The organism is Marinobacter sp. 1-4A (assembly GCF_016597725.1).
In the GTDB taxonomy this organism is placed as follows: Bacteria; Pseudomonadota; Gammaproteobacteria; order Pseudomonadales; family Oleiphilaceae; genus Marinobacter.
The window spans coordinates 153346-174882 of the sequence record NZ_VCGY01000002.1; the positions used below are offsets into that span (position 1 = coordinate 153346).

19 protein-coding genes and 1 tRNA gene are annotated in these 21537 nt (G+C 52.3%); 11 read left to right on the plus strand and 9 right to left on the minus strand.

All coding sequences use genetic code 11. The features are described 5' to 3' along the window. Nucleotides 1-22: 22 nt before the first annotated feature. The 3 genes from FE845_RS04435 to FE845_RS04445 all read right to left on the minus strand — a co-directional run bounded on the left by FE845_RS04435 (nt 23) and on the right by FE845_RS04445 (nt 3358). Nucleotides 23-2032 (minus strand): TonB-dependent receptor plug domain-containing protein, encoded by a 2010-nt coding sequence (locus tag FE845_RS04435; protein ID WP_227714085.1) that lies wholly within the window; start codon nt 2030-2032, stop codon nt 23-25. Nucleotides 2033-2284: 252 nt separating this feature from the next. After that, entirely contained in the window at nt 2285-2788 is a 504-nt protein-coding gene (secB, locus tag FE845_RS04440; RefSeq protein WP_200362000.1) for a protein-export chaperone SecB, read from the minus strand. Nucleotides 2789-2941: 153 nt separating this feature from the next. Further along, the gene (locus FE845_RS04445; RefSeq protein ID WP_200362001.1) at nt 2942-3358 is read right to left on the minus strand and encodes a rhodanese-like domain-containing protein; all 417 of its coding nucleotides are present in this window, start codon (nt 3356-3358) and stop codon (nt 2942-2944) included. Between the two features lie 159 nt (nt 3359-3517). Here FE845_RS04445 and gpmM point away from each other — a divergent pair, with 159 nt between their 5' ends. From gpmM to FE845_RS04465, 4 genes are all read left to right on the plus strand, one after another. Beyond that, on the plus strand, nt 3518-5065 hold the full coding sequence (gpmM, locus tag FE845_RS04450) for a 2,3-bisphosphoglycerate-independent phosphoglycerate mutase (protein ID WP_200362785.1): 1548 nt from the start codon (nt 3518-3520) through the stop codon (nt 5063-5065). Nucleotides 5066-5085: 20 nt separating this feature from the next. Then, nucleotides 5086-6225 (plus strand): murein hydrolase activator EnvC family protein, encoded by a 1140-nt coding sequence (locus FE845_RS04455; RefSeq protein ID WP_265091985.1) that lies wholly within the window; start codon nt 5086-5088, stop codon nt 6223-6225. Nucleotides 6226-6333: 108 nt separating this feature from the next. Then, nucleotides 6334-7731 carry a S41 family peptidase gene (locus tag FE845_RS04460; protein ID WP_265091978.1) on the plus strand — a complete coding sequence of 466 codons (1398 nt, stop codon included), beginning with the start codon at nt 6334-6336 and terminating at the stop codon, nt 7729-7731. A gap of 59 nt (nt 7732-7790) precedes the next feature. After that, a complete protein-coding gene (locus tag FE845_RS04465) occupies nt 7791-8576 on the plus strand; it encodes a divergent polysaccharide deacetylase family protein (RefSeq protein ID WP_265091986.1) in 786 nt (261 codons plus the stop codon). Nucleotides 8577-8583: 7 nt separating this feature from the next. Here the strand turns inward: FE845_RS04465 and hisF are convergent, their stop codons facing one another. The 5 genes from hisF to FE845_RS04490 all read right to left on the minus strand — a co-directional run bounded on the left by hisF (nt 8584) and on the right by FE845_RS04490 (nt 11955). After that, a complete protein-coding gene (gene hisF, locus FE845_RS04470; protein WP_200362002.1) occupies nt 8584-9357 on the minus strand; it encodes an imidazole glycerol phosphate synthase subunit HisF in 774 nt (257 codons plus the stop codon). A 14-nt stretch (nt 9358-9371) separates the two neighbouring features. After that, nucleotides 9372-10109, minus strand: coding sequence for a 1-(5-phosphoribosyl)-5-[(5-phosphoribosylamino)methylideneamino]imidazole-4-carboxamide isomerase (gene hisA, locus FE845_RS04475; protein ID WP_200362003.1), 738 nt, complete (start codon nt 10107-10109; stop codon nt 9372-9374). Continuing rightward, nucleotides 10103-10744: an imidazole glycerol phosphate synthase subunit HisH gene (hisH, locus tag FE845_RS04480; protein ID WP_200362004.1), complete on the minus strand. Its 642-nt coding sequence runs from the start codon at nt 10742-10744 to the stop codon at nt 10103-10105. The genes hisA and hisH overlap by 7 nt, the downstream gene beginning before the upstream one ends. Before the next feature lie 28 nt (nt 10745-10772). Continuing rightward, on the minus strand, nt 10773-11366 hold the full coding sequence (gene hisB / locus FE845_RS04485) for an imidazoleglycerol-phosphate dehydratase HisB (protein WP_200362005.1): 594 nt from the start codon (nt 11364-11366) through the stop codon (nt 10773-10775). Nucleotides 11367-11493: 127 nt separating this feature from the next. After that, complete coding sequence (locus FE845_RS04490; RefSeq protein WP_200362006.1) at nt 11494-11955, minus strand: SRPBCC family protein; 462 nt, start codon at nt 11953-11955, stop codon at nt 11494-11496. Between the two features lie 190 nt (nt 11956-12145). On the opposite strand from FE845_RS04490, the gene FE845_RS04495 reads away from it, so the two are divergent. The 4 genes from FE845_RS04495 to FE845_RS04510 all read left to right on the plus strand — a co-directional run bounded on the left by FE845_RS04495 (nt 12146) and on the right by FE845_RS04510 (nt 15995). Then, nucleotides 12146-14371 (plus strand): AsmA family protein, encoded by a 2226-nt coding sequence (locus tag FE845_RS04495; protein WP_200362007.1) that lies wholly within the window; start codon nt 12146-12148, stop codon nt 14369-14371. Further along, nucleotides 14368-15435, plus strand: a complete 1068-nt coding sequence (gene mutY / locus FE845_RS04500; RefSeq protein ID WP_200362008.1) for an A/G-specific adenine glycosylase — start codon at nt 14368-14370, stop codon at nt 15433-15435. The genes FE845_RS04495 and mutY overlap by 4 nt, the downstream gene beginning before the upstream one ends. 90 nt (nt 15436-15525) lie before the next feature. Then, complete coding sequence (locus tag FE845_RS04505; protein ID WP_200362009.1) at nt 15526-15798, plus strand: oxidative damage protection protein; 273 nt, start codon at nt 15526-15528, stop codon at nt 15796-15798. 121 nt (nt 15799-15919) lie between these two features. Beyond that, nucleotides 15920-15995: transfer RNA gene (locus FE845_RS04510), tRNA-Phe, on the plus strand. A gap of 70 nt (nt 15996-16065) precedes the next feature. Here FE845_RS04510 and FE845_RS04515 read toward each other — a convergent pair. Continuing rightward, entirely contained in the window at nt 16066-17781 is a 1716-nt protein-coding gene (locus FE845_RS04515; RefSeq protein WP_200362010.1) for a diguanylate cyclase, read from the minus strand. Between the two features lie 287 nt (nt 17782-18068). On the opposite strand from FE845_RS04515, the gene FE845_RS04520 reads away from it, so the two are divergent. The 3 genes from FE845_RS04520 (at nt 18069) to FE845_RS04530 (ending at nt 21529) form a co-directional block, all read left to right on the plus strand. Further along, on the plus strand, nt 18069-19184 hold the full coding sequence (locus tag FE845_RS04520; RefSeq protein WP_200362011.1) for a sterol desaturase family protein: 1116 nt from the start codon (nt 18069-18071) through the stop codon (nt 19182-19184). Between the two features lie 126 nt (nt 19185-19310). Next, nucleotides 19311-19703, plus strand: a complete 393-nt coding sequence (locus tag FE845_RS04525) for a globin (protein WP_200362012.1) — start codon at nt 19311-19313, stop codon at nt 19701-19703. An 80-nt stretch (nt 19704-19783) separates the two neighbouring features. Beyond that, nucleotides 19784-21529 carry a SulP family inorganic anion transporter gene (locus tag FE845_RS04530; protein ID WP_200362013.1) on the plus strand — a complete coding sequence of 582 codons (1746 nt, stop codon included), beginning with the start codon at nt 19784-19786 and terminating at the stop codon, nt 21527-21529. Nucleotides 21530-21537 lie beyond the last annotated feature (8 nt).

Here is a 21537-nt window from a genome sequence, read left to right on the forward strand (position 1 = left end):
CTTTTTGCAGTTGGTAAGGTGATCACGGACCACCGAGAGTCAAAGAAAAACCGGTGTAGAGAAAACGCCCGGCCACGGGCCGAAAATCATCGGGGTCGGAAAAGTCACGCTGGCTATCGGCGAGGTTATCGGCACCGGCAAACAGCTGTAATTCGGGGACTATTTGATAATTGAGCTTCAGGTCGAGAGCTGTATATCCGGGGGACTTGCTGCCTGTGACAGCATCAACGTATTCGGAGCTCTGGTTTCGGGCTCGCAGAGACCAGGACAAACCTTCAATACCGGTCAACCCATCAATAGATGCCTGCAACTGATGCTGCGGGCGACGGTTAAGTTCATTTCCGCTTGCCACATCTTCCGTTTCGGTCCAGGTGTATCCGGCAGAGAGGCGCCAACCATCGGTTATTTGCCAGCCAGCAGTGGATTCAACACCCCAGGTGCGAGCCTGCTCGATGTTGTTGTAACGATAGATAACAACATTGTCGGTGCGGGCATCGGTGGCGGTCTGGTCAATTTCTGTTTGGACAAGGTCGTCGATATCATTGAAGAAGCCATTTACCTCGAACCACAGTGCTTTTTCGAAGTGGCCACCGAAGCCGAGCTGGTAACTGATGGAAGATTCTGGCTCGAGTTGCGGGTTACCATTCACGATATAACCCAGTTGGCTGTGATCGAAACGGTAATGACGCTCTTTGAGGTTGGCCACTCGATATCCGGTTCCCACACCGGCACGAATAAAGCTGTCAAACCCTTTCCGATCCTCAAAGCCCAAACGAGCATTGATCTTTGGCGCTAGATGGTAATCAAAGTCTGAGTCTTTTTGGCCACGCAGGCCTGTTACGACCTCCAGATTGTCCAACGCGAACCAAGTGTCCTGAACCCAGAGTTCATAGCCTTCCCGGGAGAATCTCTCATCGCTGGCAAGCTCTGACGTGCCATCTTTGAATTGCTCAAGAGTTTCACGCCTTATGTCAACGCCAAGCTGTAAGCTGTGAGCCTCACCCACCGCCGACTCAATGTGCCCGGATGCTTGCGACATGGAGATGTCCGCCTGACGGTTATCGAATCGACCAGTGGCAGAATACTTTGAAGTGTCATCATCAAGCTGCTCGTGCAATAGTGCCCAATGCCCGCGCATACCTTCGCCATTCCCATGGTCGCCAGCCAGTGTCGCACGCAGCCTGCGCACGTCTTCTTCTTTGCCCTGGTTGATGGTGCCACCCGGAAGGGTGCTAAAGCGGGAACTCGAACTCTCATCAAACACCGAGCCGGTCCAAGACAAGGCGTTATTTGCAGATGGCCGCCAATCCACCCGCATCGTTGCGTCGTTGCGGTCGTATTCATCACCCGGCCGAGCCCAGATGTCCGGCTCCGGGTCAATGCCATCTGAATGCTGTGTTGAGCCAGAAGCTCGCACGCCCCATTGCTCATTGCCGGCGGAAACCTCTGCGCGGCCACTGTAGCGAGCGGCGTCCCATTTCTCGCCGGAGGGGTTCTGGTCGGCATAACTACCGAGATCTGCCGAGAAGTTGCCTTTCATTCCGGCTGCCACTTTTCGGGTAATCACGTTAACAACGCCGCCCATGGCGGCACTGCCGTATTGTGCCGATACCGCACCCTTCACAACTTCAATGCGCTCAATATCAAGCACCGAGAGTTGGCTCACATCAACAGAAGAGCCTGTGGTGGCAGTGACGGGCAATCCATCCACAAGCACCAGCACACGGTCTGCATCAATACCCTGCAACCAGACTTCGTACCCCGGCTTGCCGTGTATTTCCCGCAACTGCAGGCCCGGCACATTAATCAGCGCTTCTTTGAGGTTGCGAGCATGGGTTCTCTCAATTTCCCGGGCGGTGACTACTTCGGTTCTCACCGGAGTATCCAACACCGTTCTTTCACTACGGGTGCCCGTAATAACCAACTCGTCAAGATAGCCGGCTGCATGTAGCGGAGCAGAAGTTGCCAAACACACAACAAGCGCGAGTGAAGACTGGAGCACATTCGACAAAACGGAAACAGAAGAATTCAAAGCAGACCCCGTAAGCAATAATACGAATACGAGGGATTCTCATTAACCAATAGATTTAAATCAAGACTTTTTGTTAATGAGACTCAATTTTATTTGGGCCACACTTGAAAGGCGAAGCTATGGATGAAGTGAGGGGCTTAAAACTAAGGAAGGCCGTACGGAATTCGTGATCGCAGAGACGGAGCGCGACTTCCCGTTAAACTACAAACAGCCCGGCACAGGTCCGGGCTGTTTTTTTACCAACAACTCATATCAATGAGTCTGCTGCTCTGCACCGGCTTCACCGGCTGCCTCTTCCTGCTTGCGCTGAAGGGCTTGCGCGTAGATAGCATCGAAGTTAACCGGTGCCAACATCAGCGCCGGGAAGCTGCCTTTATTGACGACCCCATCGATTGCTTCACGTGCATAGGGGAACAAGATCGTGGGGCAATAGGCGCCCAGCATCTGGCCAAGCTGAGGGCCTTCAATGCCCGCCACAAGAAACACACCTGCTTGTTGAATCTCAACAATATAAGCGACCTTCTCATCAATTTTGGCGGTAACGGTAAGGGATAGAACAACCTCGTATTGGTTATCACTCACCTTTGAGTGCGAGGTGTTCAAATCCAGATTCACCTGCGGCTTCCACTGCTCTTGGAATACAACTGGCGAGTTGGGGGATTCGAAAGACAGGTCCTTCACGTAAATACGCTGAAGGGCAAACTGGGCTTGGTTCTGGTTTTCACTGCCTGCTGCGGCTTGTGGATTCTCAGCCATGTTCAATCCTTTTGCTTTTGTAAGGAGTCGTTAGAGTGGGCGTGGGGCCCGTTGTTATGGTTACATCTGCCGCCACAGTCTACTGCCAGACGGCGATCAGTTATGTGAAACAGTGCGGCAGATCAGAGCTCAGATCAAGCTCTGCTATCGCTTTTACTTCTTTACCAGCGGTAGGTTGCTGGCTTTCCAGTCGCTAATGCCACCATTTAGCCGAACCACATTGGCAAAACCTTCTGCGTTCAACTGTTTGACGGCCATGGCCGAGTGCTGGCCCATTTTATCAGCCACGATGATCTGTTTGTTTTTGTGTTTATTCAGCTCGGCAGCCCGACTTTTGAGACTGCTCAGCGGAATATTCACAGAACCCGTAATACGGCCTTCGCCAAACTCTTTGCGATCACGGATATCAACCACAATTGCCTCATCCCGGTTTATCAGGCTCACGGCGCCTTGGGCGGAAATTTTAGCGCCACCCCGCCTGGACTCCAGCACCAGAATAGCAACCAAAAAGGCCACAAACAGCGAGGCAAGAACGTAGTGGTTAACGACAAATTCAAACAACCGATCCATGAGGTTACCCTGACAATAAGTTTGGGCGGATTATACACAGCCTGCTCGCCGGACAGAAGGCGACCATACAGGTGACGACTGTGGCCTCAAAGCCCAAAAATGGATAAGCTTAATATCTACTTCTGTAAACTTACCGCTATTCTACTTCCGGACTGAATGATGACAGCATTGCGCAAGCCGACAGCACTAATAATTCTGGACGGCTGGGGCCATCGTGATCCCGCCGAAGACAACGCCATTAGCAACGCCAACACACCCTTTTGGGACAAGCTCTGGGAATCCCATCCCCGAACACTCATCAACACCTCGGGCATGTTCGTAGGGCTGCCGAAGGGCCAGATGGGTAATTCCGAAGTCGGGCACATGAACCTTGGCGCAGGTCGTGTGGTTTATCAGAGCCTAACGCGTATTGATAAGGATGTAGAAGAAGGCACCTTCAACGACAACAAGGCACTTTGCAGCGCAATCGACAAAGCCATCAAAAATGACGGCGCAGTTCACCTAATGGGGCTGCTTTCACCCGGCGGTGTTCACTGCCATGAAGACCACATACTCGCAGCCGCCGAGCTTGCAGCAGCGCGGGGTGCAAAAGAAGTTTACGTTCACGCATTCCTTGATGGCCGCGACATGCCGCCCCGCAGCGCAAAGCCGTCTTTAGAGAAAGCTGCCGCAAAGTTGAATAGCCTAGGCGTGGGCCGGATTGCCTCTATTGTTGGCCGCTATTTTGCCATGGATAGAGACAACCGCTGGGACAGAGTAGAGCCTGCCTACAACCTGATGACTCAGGGAGAAGCGGAGTTCACGGCTGCTGACCCGGTTACAGCTCTGGAGCAAGCCTACGAGCGCGGTGAAAACGATGAGTTCGTGAAACCAACCCGCATCCAAAACGCTGGCGAGTCTGCTGGCACTATTAATGATGGCGATGCGGTTTTGTTTATGAACTTTCGGGCTGATCGGGCCCGGGAAATGACCCGCACGTTTGTTGACGAGGGCTTTGACGGATTCGAACGCCGCAAACACCCTAAATTGGCAGACTTTGTAATGCTCACCGAGTACGCGGCGGATATAAAAACCTCTTGTGCCTACCCCCCCGAAAAACTGGTGAATGGTTTGGGCGAATACCTAGCAGGGCTTGGCAAAACCCAGCTACGCATTTCTGAAACCGAAAAGTACGCCCACGTCACCTTCTTTTTTAACGGCGGGCAAGAAACACCTTTTACAGGTGAAGACAGAATTCTGGTGCCCTCTCCCAAAGTGGCCACCTACGACCTACAGCCCGAGATGAGCGCTCCGGAAGTCACAGACAAACTGGTTGAAGCCATCAAGAGCGGCAAATACGATCTAGTGGTGTGCAACTACGCCAACGGAGACATGGTTGGCCACACCGGCAAACTGGACGCAGCCATAAAGGCAGTGGAGTGTTTGGATAAGTGCGTACAACGGGTGGTTGAAGCACTCGAAGAAGTCGATGGGCAGGCACTTATAACCGCTGATCACGGCAACTGCGAACAAATGACCGACCCAGACTCAGGGCAGGTTCACACTGCACACACCATCGGCCCTGTGCCTCTGGTATACGCAGGCAATCACGCGGTATCTCTGAGTGACGGTGGCAGCCTGAGCGATGTAGCCCCCACCCTTCTCGATTTAATGGGGTTGAAACTGCCGAAGGAAATGACCGGGCACAGCCTGGTGAAACTCGGTTGATCCGCAAACAGGCCCTAGCATTGCGACTGACTGCGGTATTGGCGATGGCACTCAGCTTCACGCTGGGTGCAGCGTCAGTCGCGTTCGGTAAAGAAGTCACACCAGCCCAGATCGAAGCCCTTAAGGAGCGCATTGAGGATATTGACGACTGGCTGGCTGACGCCGAAGAAGATCGCTCCGCACTGGAGCGACAGTTAGCTGCGGCTGAACGCACCATCAGCCGACTGACCCGCGAACGCAGATCGCTCGCCGAGCAGGTAAAAAAACAGCAGCAACGACTGGCCAAATTGCAGAAAGAAGAGCAAGAACTGGCGCGCACCTTGGAGCGCCAGAGAGAAAGCCTGAAGAAACAGATACGTACTGCTTGGATGGAAGGCGACGCCCCTGCTGTAAAAGTGCTGCTTAACGAAGTGAACCCGGACAACATTGCCCGGACCATGACCTATTACGAATACCTCAGCCGCGATACGGTTAAACGCCTAGAAGCTTTCCATAAAAACCTTGAGGAACTCAAGGTTACCCAAGCAGCGGTTCAGAATACCCGCGCGGAGTTGGCTAGTGCAGAGGAAGGCGTCGTTAAGCGCCAACAGGCATTGAAAGCGTCCAGACTGGAGCGGGAAAAGACTCTGGCCGCGCTTGATCAGGATATTCGCAGCCGCCGGAGCGAAAAAAGCGAGCTCGAGTCTGATCGCAAACGGTTGGAAAAACTGCTCTCCGAGGTACAACAAGCCATAGCAAACATTCCCTCCCCCAATGAGTCCCAGCCGTTTCCGTCGCTGCGCAACAAGCTGCCATGGCCAGCACAGGGCAAGGTAACCAGCCGGTTTGGTGATCAGTATGCCGAAGGTAAACTGCGCAGAAACGGGCTGATCATTCAAACCGGCGAGGAAGCCGACGTAAAGGCCATTCATTACGGCCGCGTTGTGTTTGCCAACTGGCTAAGGGGCTTTGGGTTGATAACAATTATTGATCACGGCGATGGCTACATGACACTCTATGGCCACAGCAGCAGCTTGTTCACCAGCCCTGGTGACTGGGTTGCTGCCGGAGAGCCTATTGCACAGACGGGCCGCACCGGCGGAACCGACGCCCCAGCGCTGTATTTCGAGATTCGCCATAATGGCAAACCGGATAACCCGGGGCGCTGGCTGGCCAACTGAACACCGGCGGCGGGGCTGACAAATGCGCCCGCTGACGCCATACTGTCGGGAATGTAAAGCTCAGCCCAACTCTCTGCTCAACTATCGGAATAACCACGGGATATGTGAATGAAACGGGTCCGAAGTACACTCCAAGCCTTACCTTTGCGCTCAGCCATCCTCGTAGCCTGTTTCATGTCCCTTCCCGGGCTGGCGCTCGCGCAGGAAGGCCCTTCCGACAATACCCAGCTGTTGGAAGGCATTCAAAATGGTGAGCGGGTTGAAATAACCCTACCCGACCCGGAAAAACAACTGCCCCTGGACGATCTGCGCAAGTTCACCGAGGTTTTTAGCCGCATCAAGGCAGCCTACGTTGAAGAGGTAGACGATCGCCAGCTATTGGAAAGCGCCATCAAAGGCATGCTCTCCGATCTTGACCCCCACTCCACTTACCTCGCCCCGAAAGATTACGAAGAGCTGGAAGAAAGCACTTCAGGCGAATTTGGCGGCTTAGGCATTGAAGTCGGCATGGAGAACGGTTTCATAAAGGTTATCGCCCCTATTGATGACACGCCTGCGCAGAAAGCTGGCGTTCAGTCCGGCGACCTGATCATTAAGCTTGATGAGAAACCGGTAAAAGGCATGAGCCTTGAAGAGTCTGTGCAGCTTATGCGCGGCAAACCCGGCACAGTTCTTACGCTGACAATCATGCGCGAGGGTGAAAATGCCCCGGTAGAGATCGACGTAGAGCGGGCTGTTATCAAGGTTACCAGCGTGAAGACCCGCATGATTGAAGACGGTTACGGCTATGTGCGCCTGACCCAGTTCCAAGCGGAAACAGGCGGGCAATTTACAAAAGCCCTCAAAAAGCTAAAGGAAGACCATGGCGGTGATCTAGACGGACTGGTAATAGACCTGCGCAACAACCCGGGCGGCGTTCTACAAGCAGCCGTTGCCACGGCAGACGCACTGCTCGACGAAGGGCTGATTGTATACACTGAAGGCCGAATCCAGAGCTCGCGCCTACGCTTCAGCGCCAAAGATGGCGATGTGATGGCTGGCACACCCATTGTTGTGCTGATTAACGGTGGTTCTGCCTCCGCATCGGAAATTCTGGCTGGTGCGCTTCAGGATCATAAGCGGGCTGTCATTATGGGCACCCAGTCTTTTGGCAAGGGCAGCGTTCAAACCGTTATTCCACTGGACGAAACCCACGCCATCAAGATGACAACCGCTCGTTATTACACTCCCGACGGTCGCTCTATACAGGCCACAGGCATTAAACCAGACATCGAAGTAAAGCCAGCTGAGCTGAAGGAGTTGGATAGCCGCCCATTCTTTACCGAAGCAGATCTCAGCGGCCACTTGATTGGCCAAGATGAGAAAACCGAAGGCAAAGACAAGCAATCCAAGACTGACAGTCAAAATGCCTCTATGGCAGAAAGGGACTACCAGCTGCGCTCGGCACTGAACCTGCTTAAAGGGCTGCACATCCTAAATCGCAAGGGAGCAGACGCAACACAGTGAAGGCTCTTTTGGCTTATACACAGGCCAGCTCAGCCCTGATTAAGCTGGCGCTGGCGGCACTGGCAAGCTTGGCGGCTGGCTTTGTAGCGGCAGAGCCTTCTACCGGGGGCATTCCGCCGACAATTGCCATCATCATTGATGACATGGGGCATAACCTGCACGAGGGTGAGCGCCTAGCCAATCTGGACCAGCCACTGACCCTGGCGTTTTTACCCTACCGCAGGCACACAGACTCTCTTGCGCGTCTGGCGCACAATCGCAATAAAGAGATAATGCTGCACGCCCCCATGGCAAACACTCGCAATTTCAGCCTCGGACCGGGCGGGCTAACGTCAGACATGGACGAACAGAGCTTTACAACGACTCTGCGCCGAGCCCTGCAGTCTATCCCTTATGTACAGGGGGTGAATAATCACATGGGTAGCCTACTAACCCAGCAACTGAAGCCCATGGACTGGGTGATGAAAGAGCTGAACCGCTACCCGGTTTATTTTGTCGATAGCCGAACCATTGCTTCGTCTGTTGCAGGTGACGTTGCCGCCGCCTATCAAATCCCCACAATGACACGGGATGTGTTCTTGGATCATGAGCAAACAGAAGAGTTTGTAGATCAACAGTTCAGAGAACTGGTCCGGCGGGCAAAGTTAAACGGAAGCGCGATCGGCATAGGCCACCCACACACGGTGACAGTCGACTATTTGGAAAAACATCTTCCGTTATTGGATGAGCAAGGCATTGCCATAGCTACGGTGAGCGGGCTTTGGGCAATACGCAACAATAACCAAAGAATGTTCGCGGAAGGGGAAAAGCAGACCATTCGGCCTGCTTTTGCTAAAAAACACTAGTATCTGGCTAGTCTCTGACTTCAATACCTTGCGCCTTCATAAAGGCCTTGGCTTCAGGAATTGTGTGCTCACCAAAGTGGAATATAGATGCTGCCAGCACCGCATCGGCGCCGCCCTTGGTAACGCCATCAGCCAAGTGCTGAAGCTCACCCACGCCACCTGAAGCAATCACTGGAACCGTCACCGCATCGCTAACAGCTCGGGTCAGGCCAAGATCAAAACCAATCTTGGTGCCATCTCTGTCCATGCTTGTTAGCAAGAGCTCTCCAGCTCCCATGTCCACCATCTTACGTGCCCAGTCTACAGCATCTAGCCCGGTTGGCTTACGGCCGCCGTGGGTAAAGATTTCCCAACGAAGCTCCTCACCTTCCGCACTCACTTGCTTGGCATCAATAGCCACAACAATGCACTGGCTACCGAAGCGGTCTGCAGCTTCGCGCACAAACTCCGGGTTGAATACCGCAGCCGTATTAATGGCGACCTTATCTGCACCGGCGTTCAGCAGCTTACGAATATCTTCCACCGCACGAACACCGCCACCCACGGTCAAAGGGATGAAAACCTCTGCAGCCATACGCTCTACGGTCTCGTAGGTTGTATCTCGGCTTTCATGGCTTGCCGTAATATCCAAAAAAGTGATCTCGTCGGCGCCCTGCTCGTTATAACGACGGGCTACTTCAACAGGGTCGCCAGCATCCCGGATATCCACAAAGTTCACGCCTTTCACAACACGCCCTTTGTCCACATCCAGACAGGGGATAATGCGCTTTGCCAGTGCCATAAAATTTACCTTGTTCAGCCCTTCAAGGAATCACAGAACGCCTGAGCTTCCGCAACGTCCAGCGTGCCTTCATAAATCGCGCGGCCGGTGATAGCGCCAACAATGCCCTTGTGGGCGACTGGCGCCAGACGCTTGAGATCATCCATGTTGGTTACGCCACCGGAAGCGATAACAGGAATACCGCCCTCTTGTGCCAGAGCAGCCGTGGCTTCCACGTTTACGCCCTGCATCATGCCGTCGCGGTTGATATCGGTATAAACAATCGCTTCAACGCCATCGCTGGCAAAACGCTTTGCTAGATCGACCGCCATCACTTCAGAAACTTCAGCCCAGCCATCGGTAGCTACGCGGCCATCTTTGGCATCAAGCCCAACAATGATGTGGCCCGGAAAGCGCTTGCACATTTCAGTCACAAATTCGGGTTCTTTAACAGCTTTGGTGCCGATAATGACCCATTGAACGCCCGCTTTGAGATAGGCTTCAATGGTTTCCGCTGAACGAATACCGCCGCCAATCTGTATTGGCAAATCCGGATATTTGCGTGCAATGGCTTTAACGATTTCTCCGTTAACCGGCTCGCCTGCAAAAGCACCGTTCAAGTCCACAAGGTGCAAGCGACGGGCACCGGCTTCTACCCAGCGGGTGGCCATATCAACCGGGTCGCCACCAAAAACGGTGGAGTCTTCCATACGGCCCTGGCGCAACCGCACACATCGGCCGTCTTTCAGATCAATGGCGGGAATAATCAGCATGTTCCATTCCAATCAGTAAAGTTCTTGAGAAGTTGCAGGCCAGCCCCGGCACTTTTCTCCGGGTGAAACTGCACAGCAAAAATATTATTTCTGGCCACAGCGGCGGCTAAATCAACGCCGTAATGACTGCGCCCGGCAATGTCTGCATTGCCCTCCGCTTCAGCGTAATAACTATGCACAAAATAGAAGCGGTCACCATCAGGAATGCCCTGCCACAGCGGGTGCTCCGTAGCATGGTAAACCTGATTCCACCCCATGTGGGGCACCTTCAAACGCTCGCCATTTTCTATCAGGTTTTCGCCAAAGAAGCGCACCTCGGAAGGAAACAGGTTAATACCTTCAACTCCGCCATTTTCTTCGCTACGGGACATTAGTGCTTGCATGCCGACACAGATTCCGAGGAAAGGACGGTCACGGGACACTTCCCGAACCAAGTTGTCCACGCCCAGCCGGCGGATCTCCGCCATGCAATCACGAATGGCGCCAACGCCGGGTAAAATCACCCGGTCGGCTTCACGAATGTGGTCTGCGTTATCGGTTACTAGAACTCTGGTATCCGGGGCTACATGCTCTACCGCTTTGCGGGCAGAGTGAAGGTTACCCATGCCGTAGTCGATGATGGCAACGGTTTTCATGGCTTGTGCGATGTCCTTGCGTGGCGAATTAAAGAGAGCCTTTGGTAGACGGGGTAACGCCCGCCATGCGCTCATCCAGCTCAACCGCCATACGCAGGGCACGGCCGAATGCCTTGAACACGGTTTCAATCTGGTGGTGGGTGTTCTTGCCGCGCAGGTTGTCAATGTGCGCAGTCACCATCGCATGATTGATAAAACCACGGAAGAACTCTTCAAACAGATCCACATCAAAGCCACCCACAACAGCGCGGGTGAAAGGCACTTCCATAATCAGGCCAGGGCGGCCAGACAGGTCGATCGCAACACGCGAGAGGGCTTCATCCATAGGCACATAAGCATGGCCATAACGGCAAATGCCTTTTTTATCTCCCACCGCTTGCTTGAACGCCTGGCCAAGAGTAATGCCAACGTCTTCCACGGTGTGGTGGTCATCTATGTGCAAATCACCTTTGGAAACGATATCCAGATCCATCATCCCATGACGGGCGATCTGCTCCATCATGTGCTCCAAAAACGGCACGCCTGTATCGAAGCTGGATTTACCGGTACCGTCGAGGTTAATTTCAACAGTGATCTGGGTTTCAAGGGTATTTCGTTCTACCCGAGCCTTACGTTCGGCCATGGAGACTCCGTAGCAAATTAAGTGGCACAACGCCGTAAAATTCAATTCCCGGATTATACCTTTTATGCTCTCTGGAGTCCCACAACCTGTTTAATCGTTACGATAGCCTGCCTTATTGGAGGAATAATCAGAAGGCTTTCTTCAGGTTGTTCATATAGGTATCCACCAAACCGTTAAACTCGTGCTTAATAACGGGGCTGATGGCCAGCTTCAACAGGCCGGGCAGTGGCAGCGTTAACTCAGCGCTGGTCTGGAACTTTGCTGTCGTCGCATTATCGCCTTTCGCTTTCAGTACCCAAGAACCGCGTACCAAGCCATTCCCCTCGCCTTTCACTGGCTCCCAAGTGATTTTCCCGGCGTCTTTATCCGAAAAATACTTGCTGGCGTACACAGACTGAATGGCGTGTTTGTCGACACCAACTTTTTCCATTTCCCAGCGGTAGGTGTTGTCGCCAAGATCCGTCAGCTTATTTACCTTCGGAAAGTGAGCAGCAGAACGGGGCACATCCGCCAGCAAATCAAAAACCTCATCATAACTGCCCGGAATCTCAAGCTCTCGGTTCAATTCAATCGAAACAGTGATAGCCACAGCGAACTCCTTTTTATGTTTATTCAACACTAATCAAGTCAAAGACAATAGGTGCATTTTGGCCTAACACTACGGCATTGTCATACTCCTACCCTGTTAATTTGTTAACCCTGCGTTATCCTTTAGCTAATTCGCACCCGGATTCGCCCCGAATCCTGAAAGCTCCCGGAAAAAAAAGGAAGCCGGAACTATGAAAGCCATACGTTATGTGCTGATCGCCATCGTTGCATTGGTTGTTCTCGCTGTCGCCGCGATTGCTATTGCCATGGCCGTTATCGACCCCAATGCCTATAAGCCAAAGATTGAAAGTATTGTTGAGGATAAAACCAACCTTGATCTCGATCTTGCAGGCGATATCGGCTGGTCTTTTATCCCCCTCGGGCTTGAGCTAAATGATGTGGAAGCCAGCCTGGATGGCGAGCGCTTTGTTGCATTAAAGCGACTGGTTGCACAAGTGGACTTCTGGTCCCTGATTGCTCTGGAGCCGCAAGTGAGCACCTTCGTACTCGACGGCCTAGATGCAAATTTAAGCATTAATGAGCAGGGAGAGGGCAATTGGACCCGAATAATGCCCGAACCCGCAAACGGTGATGCGAGCCAAGACAAGCAAGAAGTAGCCAGCGAATCCGAGCCAACACCGGATGCCGAAGCTAGCGGCGAAGCCCTGAACTTCAACGTCGATAATGTCCAGATCAGCAATGCGCAAGTGCATTACAGCGATTTGCGCACAGGCCAGAAAGTGACGTTTGAAGACTTCACAGTAAATGCCAGCGACATCACTTTGGGCTCCGAATTTCCACTGGAAATTGGCTTTCGTATAGAAACAGCCCAACCACAATTTGCCGTGGACGGAAGCATAGAAGCCCGCCTTGCAGCCAACCAAGCGCTGAACGACTTTTCGGTTTCTGGCCTGCAAGCTGAGTTTAAAATGAATGGCGAGCCATTTGGCGATAAATCAGTAACAGCCAAGATGAGCGGCTCGGCCAAAGCCAATCTGGAAAACGAAACCGCAACGCTGAGTGACTTCACTGCCAGCCTTGCAAACCTGACATTGAATACAAATCTTGATGTTAAGGGCTTCGGCGATAAGCCAACCCTGAAGGGCAAGTTAGCCATCACCGAGTTTTCCCTCAAAGAACTGCTGGAAAACATGGGCCAACCCGCCATCCAGACCGCCGATGAAGCGGTTCTTCAGGCCATTTCCTTCTCTACTGATATCGCTGGCCCCGCAGGCAAGCCTGCGCTGTCTGATTTGGTGATCAAGCTTGATGACACCACCTTCAACGGTTCTGGTAGTTATAACCTCGAAAACGGCGGTATCGTTTTTGATCTTCAGGGCGACAAGCTCGATGCAGACCGTTACTTGCCACCAAAAGTTGAAGGTGCTGAGACCGCAGACGAGGCCCCAGCACAAACGGCCGATAGTGGGCCGGAAGGCGACCTGCTTCCATTAGAAACCCTGCGTGGTCTGCTTCTTGATATCGACTTCGGGCTAGGTGAGCTGGTTGTCAGCAACTTAACCATCAACGAAATCAAAGCCAGTACAACTGCCAGCAAAGGCCTGCTCAAAGTAGATGAATTCAGCGGCAAGCTTTATGAAGGTAGTTTTGGCGCAAATGCCACCATTGATACCCGCTCCGACACTCCAAAGTGGTCCATCAACTCTGATGTAAGCAATGTACAAACTCTACCGCTGCTTGCGGATGTGGCTGAAATAACCATGCTTTCTGGCGGGGCCAACCTGAAAGTAAATGCTACCACCTCGGGCAACCGCATTTCGGTTCTAAGAGACAAAGCAGACGGCCAGATCAGCTTCAACCTTGCCGAGGGCGAATTCCGGAACATGAACCTTACCCGCATGGCCTGTCAGGGTATTGCGCTGGCAAATCAAGACGAGCTCACAACCGATGACTGGGGTGACACCACACCCTTCAACGACATGCATGGCACTCTGGAGATCAACGGCAACACCTTCAACAACACAGACCTTGTTGCCGCACTTGCAGGCATGAGACTGGAAGGCCAAGGCTCGGTTGATATGAAGAAGACTCTCGTCGATTACGAGTTGGGCCTGCGGATTGTTGGCGAGATTCACCGCGACAATGCCTGCCGCGTGACTGAATACGTTGAAGACGTTGTTATACCGGTGGAGTGCCGGGGTGACTTTTCAGCGGGCGCCGCAAGCCTCTGCTCATTTGACGGCTCACGCTTCCGCGACACTCTGAAGACCATTGCGAAGAACGCCGCGAAAATAAAAGCCAAAGAAGAAGTAGACCGGGCCAAAGAGAAAGTTGAGGAAAAAGTAGACAAAGAGAAAGCCAGAGTTGAAGAAAAGGCCCGCGAAAAACTGGAAGAAAAGCTCGGCGAAGGTGCTGGTGAAAAAGTAAAAGACAAGCTCAAAGGCTTGTTCAAGTGACCGCAGATTGCTTCGCTCAAAACCTTCTAAAATGGTACGACAACCACGGCAGGCATGACCTGCCGTGGCACCACAACCGAACTGCCTACCGGGTTTGGGTTTCTGAAATCATGCTTCAGCAGACCCAAGTCGCTACAGTTATCCCCTACTACCTTGCGTTCATGGAACGCTTCCCAGATGTTCAATCTCTGGCGGAAGCACCGGTTGACGATGTACTTAGCCACTGGTCTGGGCTTGGCTATTACGCACGGGCGCGTAACCTCCAAAACGCCGCTCAAGCCGTTATGGACAATTTCGGAGGCACATTTCCCGACACGCAGGAAGCGCTTGAAAGCCTTAAAGGTATAGGCCGCTCTACCGCGGCAGCAATTATTGCTCAAGCCTTCGGCAAGCGCGCAGCCATTCTTGACGGCAACGTAAAACGTGTACTGGCTCGTTATCACGCAGTTCCCGGCTGGCCGGGGCAAACCTCCGTACTGAAACAACTCTGGGAGCATGCTGAAGCACACACACCGAGCGAGCGCATTCGAGACTATACCCAGGGCATCATGGACCTTGGGGCGATGGTGTGCACCCGCAGCCGACCCAAGTGTAACGACTGCCCTCTGCAAAAAGGCTGCGCAGCCTACGCCAGAAAAGAGACCAACCTCTACCCCGGCTCCAAGCCTAAAAAAGCAAAACCAGAGAAAACCACGTGGATGGTTATTCTGGAAGACCAAAACGGCCGAATCCTGCTGGAGCGCCGCCCGCCCAACGGCATCTGGGGCGGTTTGTGGAGCCTGCCGGAACTGGACCCAGCCTATGGCGCCGATGAGCTACAGGAAGCTTGCGAACGCAACCTTGGGCTTGACTGCGGAGAACCCGAACTGATCAGTGGGTTTCGCCATACCTTCTCCCATTACCACCTGCACATTCAGCCTGCCCGTCTGGGCGTTACCGGGCAGCAAGGCGTTAGAGATAATGGCCAGCACAAATGGCTGCATAGGAACGAAGCACTGGCGCTGGGTTTGCCTGCGCCTATCCGCACGCTACTCACAAACCCGGAACAGGCCACCCTGCTCTGATAACTTGACCCCAAGAAGAGAGCGACCACACGCTCAGCCTGCACTATCTGATATCATTCCAGCCACTTACCCATGACAACAGGAGCGATCATGAGCCGCACCGTTTTCTGCCGCAAACACCAGAAAGAACTCCAAGGCCTAGACTTCGCGCCCATGCCTGGCGCAAAAGGCCAAGATATCTACGAGAATATTTCCAAGCAGGCTTGGGAAGAGTGGCAGCACGAACAAACCATGCTGATCAACGAAAAACACCTAAGCCTGATGGACCCTAACACCCGAAAATACCTGCAAGCCCAGATGGAACACTTCTTCAACAACGAACCTTTCGACAAGGCTGAAGGTTACGTACCGCCGGAGAAATGATCCGATTTTGGTCAAAGCCTAACCAGCACTGAAAAGATTCAGATATTTTTCCGGACCGGCCTTGACTCACCACACCGAAACCGGTTTAATAGCGCCCCGTTGCACAGCAGTATAGCAACTTGCCCGGATAGCTCAGTTGGTAGAGCAGAGGATTGAAAATCCTCGTGTCGGTGGTTCGATTCCGCCTCCGGGCACCATTATGAATTCAGATAAAACCCGCCTTGTGCGGGTTTTATCGTTTCTGCCACCCGCGATTACCAAAAACTCTCAGGCCGCACAGCACACCCGGTTTCGCCCTCCGGTTTTGGCTTCATACAGCGCTTTGTCAGCTCGATTGGCGGCGGCTTCGAGGGACTCTGTGGCACTATGAATTTGTGCAACACCCAGGCTTACCGTGACCCGAATACTCACATCATCGCCAACCTGAACGGAATGTTTTTCAATACCCTGCCTAATACGCTCAGCACAGCCTTTGGCTTCTGCATAATCAGCACAGGGTAAGAGGAGCATAAACTCCTCGCCACCAAAACGAGCCACCAGATCCCTGTCTCGACTGAATTTCTGGAGTTTAACTGCCACGTCTTTCAACACTAGATCACCTGCGTGGTGCCCGTAGGTGTCGTTCACTTTTTTGAAGTAATCAATGTCCAAGGTGATAACGGACACTGGCTCCCCTAAGGCCCTCGCCTTCTCAATCAGGCACTCTCCTTCTGCCATAAAATACCGGCGATTATAAAGCTGGGTAAGCGGGTCAGTGGCCGCCTGCCGCTTGAGCTCTCCTTGTTGGGCACGGATATCTTCCAACACTTTAATTCGGTATGAAATAATGAACGCCAGCGTGATCGCTTCCAGCACTATGCCAATTCCGACGCCGTGGCTGTTGAGGTAATTGGGCTCAATTGCTCCCTTGTAAAACAACACTGCGAACCCGTTGAACACAACAAAGAAGCTATGCCCTACGAGAAAAAATTTCGCCAAAGGATTGCCCTTCCGCCACATGGAGAGGCTTACTGAGAAAGTAACCAGCATCATCAGTGCCGCAAGGCTACTCGCAGGTATTAGAGCGGCTTCAATATCGAACAGCCCATAACAGAAGCCACCGACAAGCAAAACCAGTAATACGCTCAGAATTCTATGTTCGGTAACGTAAAACTCGCGGGTTTCGAAAATCGACATCATGAACAGCACAAGAAAGATCGGCATGGTAAAGACCGATAGGTTCAGTATGAAAACGGCGTCTCCGTATATATTGAACGCTTCGGCAATCAAGCCGTAAGACAGGGCTATCCAGATAACACCGGATATCAGGTAGAGGGAGTAAAGTAAGTTCTCTTTCTTGCTGGTGGCGAAGTAAAGTAGGCCATTATAAAACACCAATGCCATCATCATTCCCACCAGTAGTGCGATGTCTAAATGCCCACCCACCAGCGCCTTTCGCGAATGCTGATCGTCATAGATTTCCGCAGCAAACCACTGATGCGAGTAGAGATGGCTGCGCACAAACAAAACCGTGGTTTCCCCCGCAGGTACTGAGAATGGGTAGACTATGGTTCCTCGGTACATCAAAGGGTTATTGCTAGCACTGTTAAGATCCACTCTTGCCTGACCCACCAAACTCTGGGAGCGCTCCTCGTATATCTCTAATGCTCGCACCTGAAAAGCCGCCGGCAAGTGTAGAAACAGCGCCTTTGCCTCTGGCCCAGAGTTATCAAGCGTAATCCGGTGCCAAGTGACCGATGCGCCAGTGCCGAGCGTCGCCGTGCTGTTTGTGGTTTCGAACGTCTTATTCCGAGCAGCTCGGTAATTTAACGACTCTGAGCCATCTATAAAGTAGCCGACAGGAAAATCTGCCAACCGAACATCATTACCGCCCACATCCTGAGCTGGCACTGCGTGCGCTGCGACACTCACAAACCACAGCAGAAAAATGCACATGATCAGTCTGCATGGCGTGGCGCTGGAGGGGGCTATCAGGAGATACATGGAAGCTGTCCTTGTGCATACACATACTGGATATTGACCACTCCGGTTTTTAACTGCAATTTTTTAGTCATTAGCATGACAGCTTCAACGGTTTTTGGAGGCGACTGAACGATAACCACGAACAACCACCAGAGGGCTAGACGTGCAGCATCTAAAGCTAGGTATCGCGCACAACTACGTGGGCAGTCGAGCCAACGCTTAAAAGCAAAATAATGTCGCATTAACGCAAGCTATTGGCCCGCTGCCGATGTAATGTCGAAGTACAAATAAAAATAATGAGGGCAACAATGGCCGATCATTACGTGGCATTTTCCATTCCATTTTTTCTGTTGTTTATCGCCTTGGAATCGCTCTATTTCTGGAGGAAAAACCGCACATCGTTGCGGCTGAACGATAGCCTTACCAACATGAGCTGCGGCATTGTTACGCTGATTTTTGAGCTCTTTACCAAGGGCGGGCTTTTTCTGATTTTTGCTTTTCTGTCAAACAGGTTTGGTCTGTTTGAGTGGAATATGGGCTCTGCATTCACCTGGATTCTGTTCTTCTTCGTTTATGACTTTTTCTACTACTGGGGGCATCGCCTGTCTCATACCGTGAACTTCATGTGGAGCGGCCATCTGCCCCACCATCAAAGCGAGGAATATAATTTCACGGTCGCACTGCGGCAGGGTGCCTTTCAAGACACATTGATGTTTCCCGTGTTTATTCCAATGGCGCTTATGGGCTGCCCGATCGAAGTATTTGCAACTGTTCTGCTATTGAACAAGTTTTTCCAGTTCTGGATACATACACGCGCCATTGGTCGCGTACCGGTTATCGAAGGCATTTTGAACACGCCCTCGGCCCACAGAGTTCATCACGCGGTGAATACCCGATACGTAGACAAGAACTACGGCGGGGTGATCATGTTTTGGGACAAGATTTTTGGCACCTGGTCTGAAGAAAACGCCGAGGAGCCTTGTGTTTTTGGTGTGCGTAAGCCCTATCGAAGCTGGGACCCGATATCTGCACATGTTGATTGGTGGTCAAGGCTTTGGAAAGACGCGGTGAACACACAAATCTGGACAGACAAGATCAAACTTTGGTTTATGCCCACGGGCTGGCGCCCGGCCGATGTCACCAAAAACGATCCTTGGCAGCCCTATGATATCGAGAACTACGAAAAGTACGATCCCGAAGTCAATCTCTGGCAAAAGGCCGCTTCAGTCGTATTGTTTACAGCGACACTTCCCATAATCAGCCACCTGCTATTCGAGCAGTTTAATCTACCACTGTGGAAAAAAATGGGCCTAGCCGCAGTAATACTATTTTGCCTCTATGCCTGTGCGTACCTGCTTAAAGGTAGAAAGCGCCAGACGCTTGAAGCAACGCACGAAGCGAGCGAGAGCGAGGGAATTTCGTAAAGCCAGAAAAACCGAGTACGGGCTTATACTTAGCGTTAACAAATCTCAACAGAAGAGGCCGCGCGCAACCACTATCCTTAGCGCCCTATTTACCCCCCCGCCTCTTCAAAGGGATACCCAACGCTTATGAAAGACACTGATCTGGTTTTCCAAAGTTACGGAAGATGCTGCAACAGTGACCAGTTTTTCGTGGATTTTTACGACCACTTTATGTCGAGCTCGGATGCCATCAAAAAGCGCTTTGCGAACACAGATATGCCTGCACAACGCCACCTGCTTCGAAATGGCGTTATGCAGCTTATTCTCACCGCACGGGGCATGCCAGACCGTAAACTAAGAGCACTTGGCGAGAGCCACAACCGAAACCATTACAACATCAACCCGGAATGGTATTCACTCTGGCTGGATGCCCTGATGAAGACCGTGCGCCTTCATGATCCTGAGTACACCCCTGCGCTTGATAGAGCCTGGCGAGGCGTACTGACACCGGGAATTGATCTTATCCGAGGAGCCTACTAGAAGCCTAACGGATACTTCTTGATTCGGTCTGTTGATTTCCACACACTTGAAGCCCAGCCCCCAAGCGATAAACTGCGTTTATGCTCTACAAATTACTGCCTGGTTTGCTCTGGTTGCAGGGATATACCACCCACACGTTAAAGCGAGACGTGGTATCTGGCTTAGCTATTGGCGTTATGCTGATTCCACAAAGCATGGGCTACGCAGTTCTAGCTGGCCTACCACCAGAGTTCGGGCTGTATGCTTCAATCTTCCCACCGCTGCTGTACGCGTTACTGGGAACCTCCAACAAGATATCGATTGGCCCGGTGGCATTGGATGCCATTCTTATTCTTTCCGGTCTCAGCGTGCTCGCGGAGCCAGGTTCAGACCAGTATCTTCAGCTTGCGATTGAGCTCACGCTACTGGTTGGCTTGATTCAGTTTTTATTCGGGCTGCTGAGGTTTGGCTTTATCGTCAACTTCCTCTCCTACCCCGTTGTGGTTGGTTATACCTCCGCTGCTGCCGTTATCATCATCGGCAGCCAACTCCAGAACCTAACAGGCGTTCACGTAGATAGCGCCAATGTACTGGACCTCTGCTATCAGCTTTTACTCAACATCAGCAGCTGGCACGGCATTACGGTAGGAATCTCAGTAGCAAGCCTTTTGTTTATCTTTACTTGTAAACGCCGTATGCCAAAGGTGCCCAACGCTCTGATTTTGCTGGTTGGCACCATGATGCTTTCAGGGCTGTTCCATGCCGGGCAGGCAGGTGTAGAAGTGATCAATTCCGTGCCCAGTGGCTTCCCCGCTTTTCAGTTCCCTAATCTGGACTTTGACAAATTTGGCGAGCTGCTGCCGGTGGCGTTTACCGTAGCCTTGATGGGCTTTGTGGGCACCATGTCGATCTGTAAATCTCAGGAGTCCCCCAAAGACAAACGCAGTGTTCAGCCGAATCAGGAGTTGATTGCCCTCGGTTTAGCGAATGCTCTGGGTGCCATGTTCCGCAGCTTTCCGGTCTCCGCCAGCTTTTCTCGCAGTGCCGCGCTGCGAGAAGCGGGCGCACTCACCCAAGTGGCAGCGATCATTTCCTCCGGCCTAATTGCCGTTACCGTGCTATTTCTTACACCTTTGTTCACTGACTACCCCTTACCGAAGGCCGTTCTGGCAGCGATTATCGTTATGTCTGTATTAGGGTTGTTTAAATATAAGGAAATGAAGGTTCTTTTTAAGCAAGACAGAAAGGAATTTCTGATACTGCTGGTCACCTTTGTGATCACGCTGTTACTAGGCGTTCAGCAGGGGTTACTGGTGGGCGTTGCAGTATCGCTGATGCTGGTAATTTACAACAGCACAACGCCACACATGACCGAGCTAGGAAAGCTCGACGGCGAAGACCTATACCGAAACATTCATCGATTCGAAAGCATTAGTGTGCGCAAAGACTTGCTGATTTTCCGCTTTGACGCGCCACTGTATTTTGCCAATAAGGACTATTTTAAAACACGCCTATACAGCCTTATCAAGCAGCGGCCCGAGGGTGCGCTGAAGGCGGTGATACTGGACGCCCAATCCGTAAACAGTATCGACAGCACCTCCCTGATTATGTTGGAAAGCGTGATCGAAAACCTGCGGGAACAAGGCATTCAGTTCTATATGGTTAGCCTGATAGGCCCTGTGCGCGACACTCTCACGCATTCTGCGGCGCTGCGTGAGTATGTGCTGGACGAGCACATGTTCCCCCAGATAACCGACGCAGTGCTTTACATCGATCAGGGCATTAGCTCGCGCGCGTCCATCGCAAAACAGAGCAATGCAGCAAAAACTCGCCGCTCTAAGGGCTAGGAGTTAGT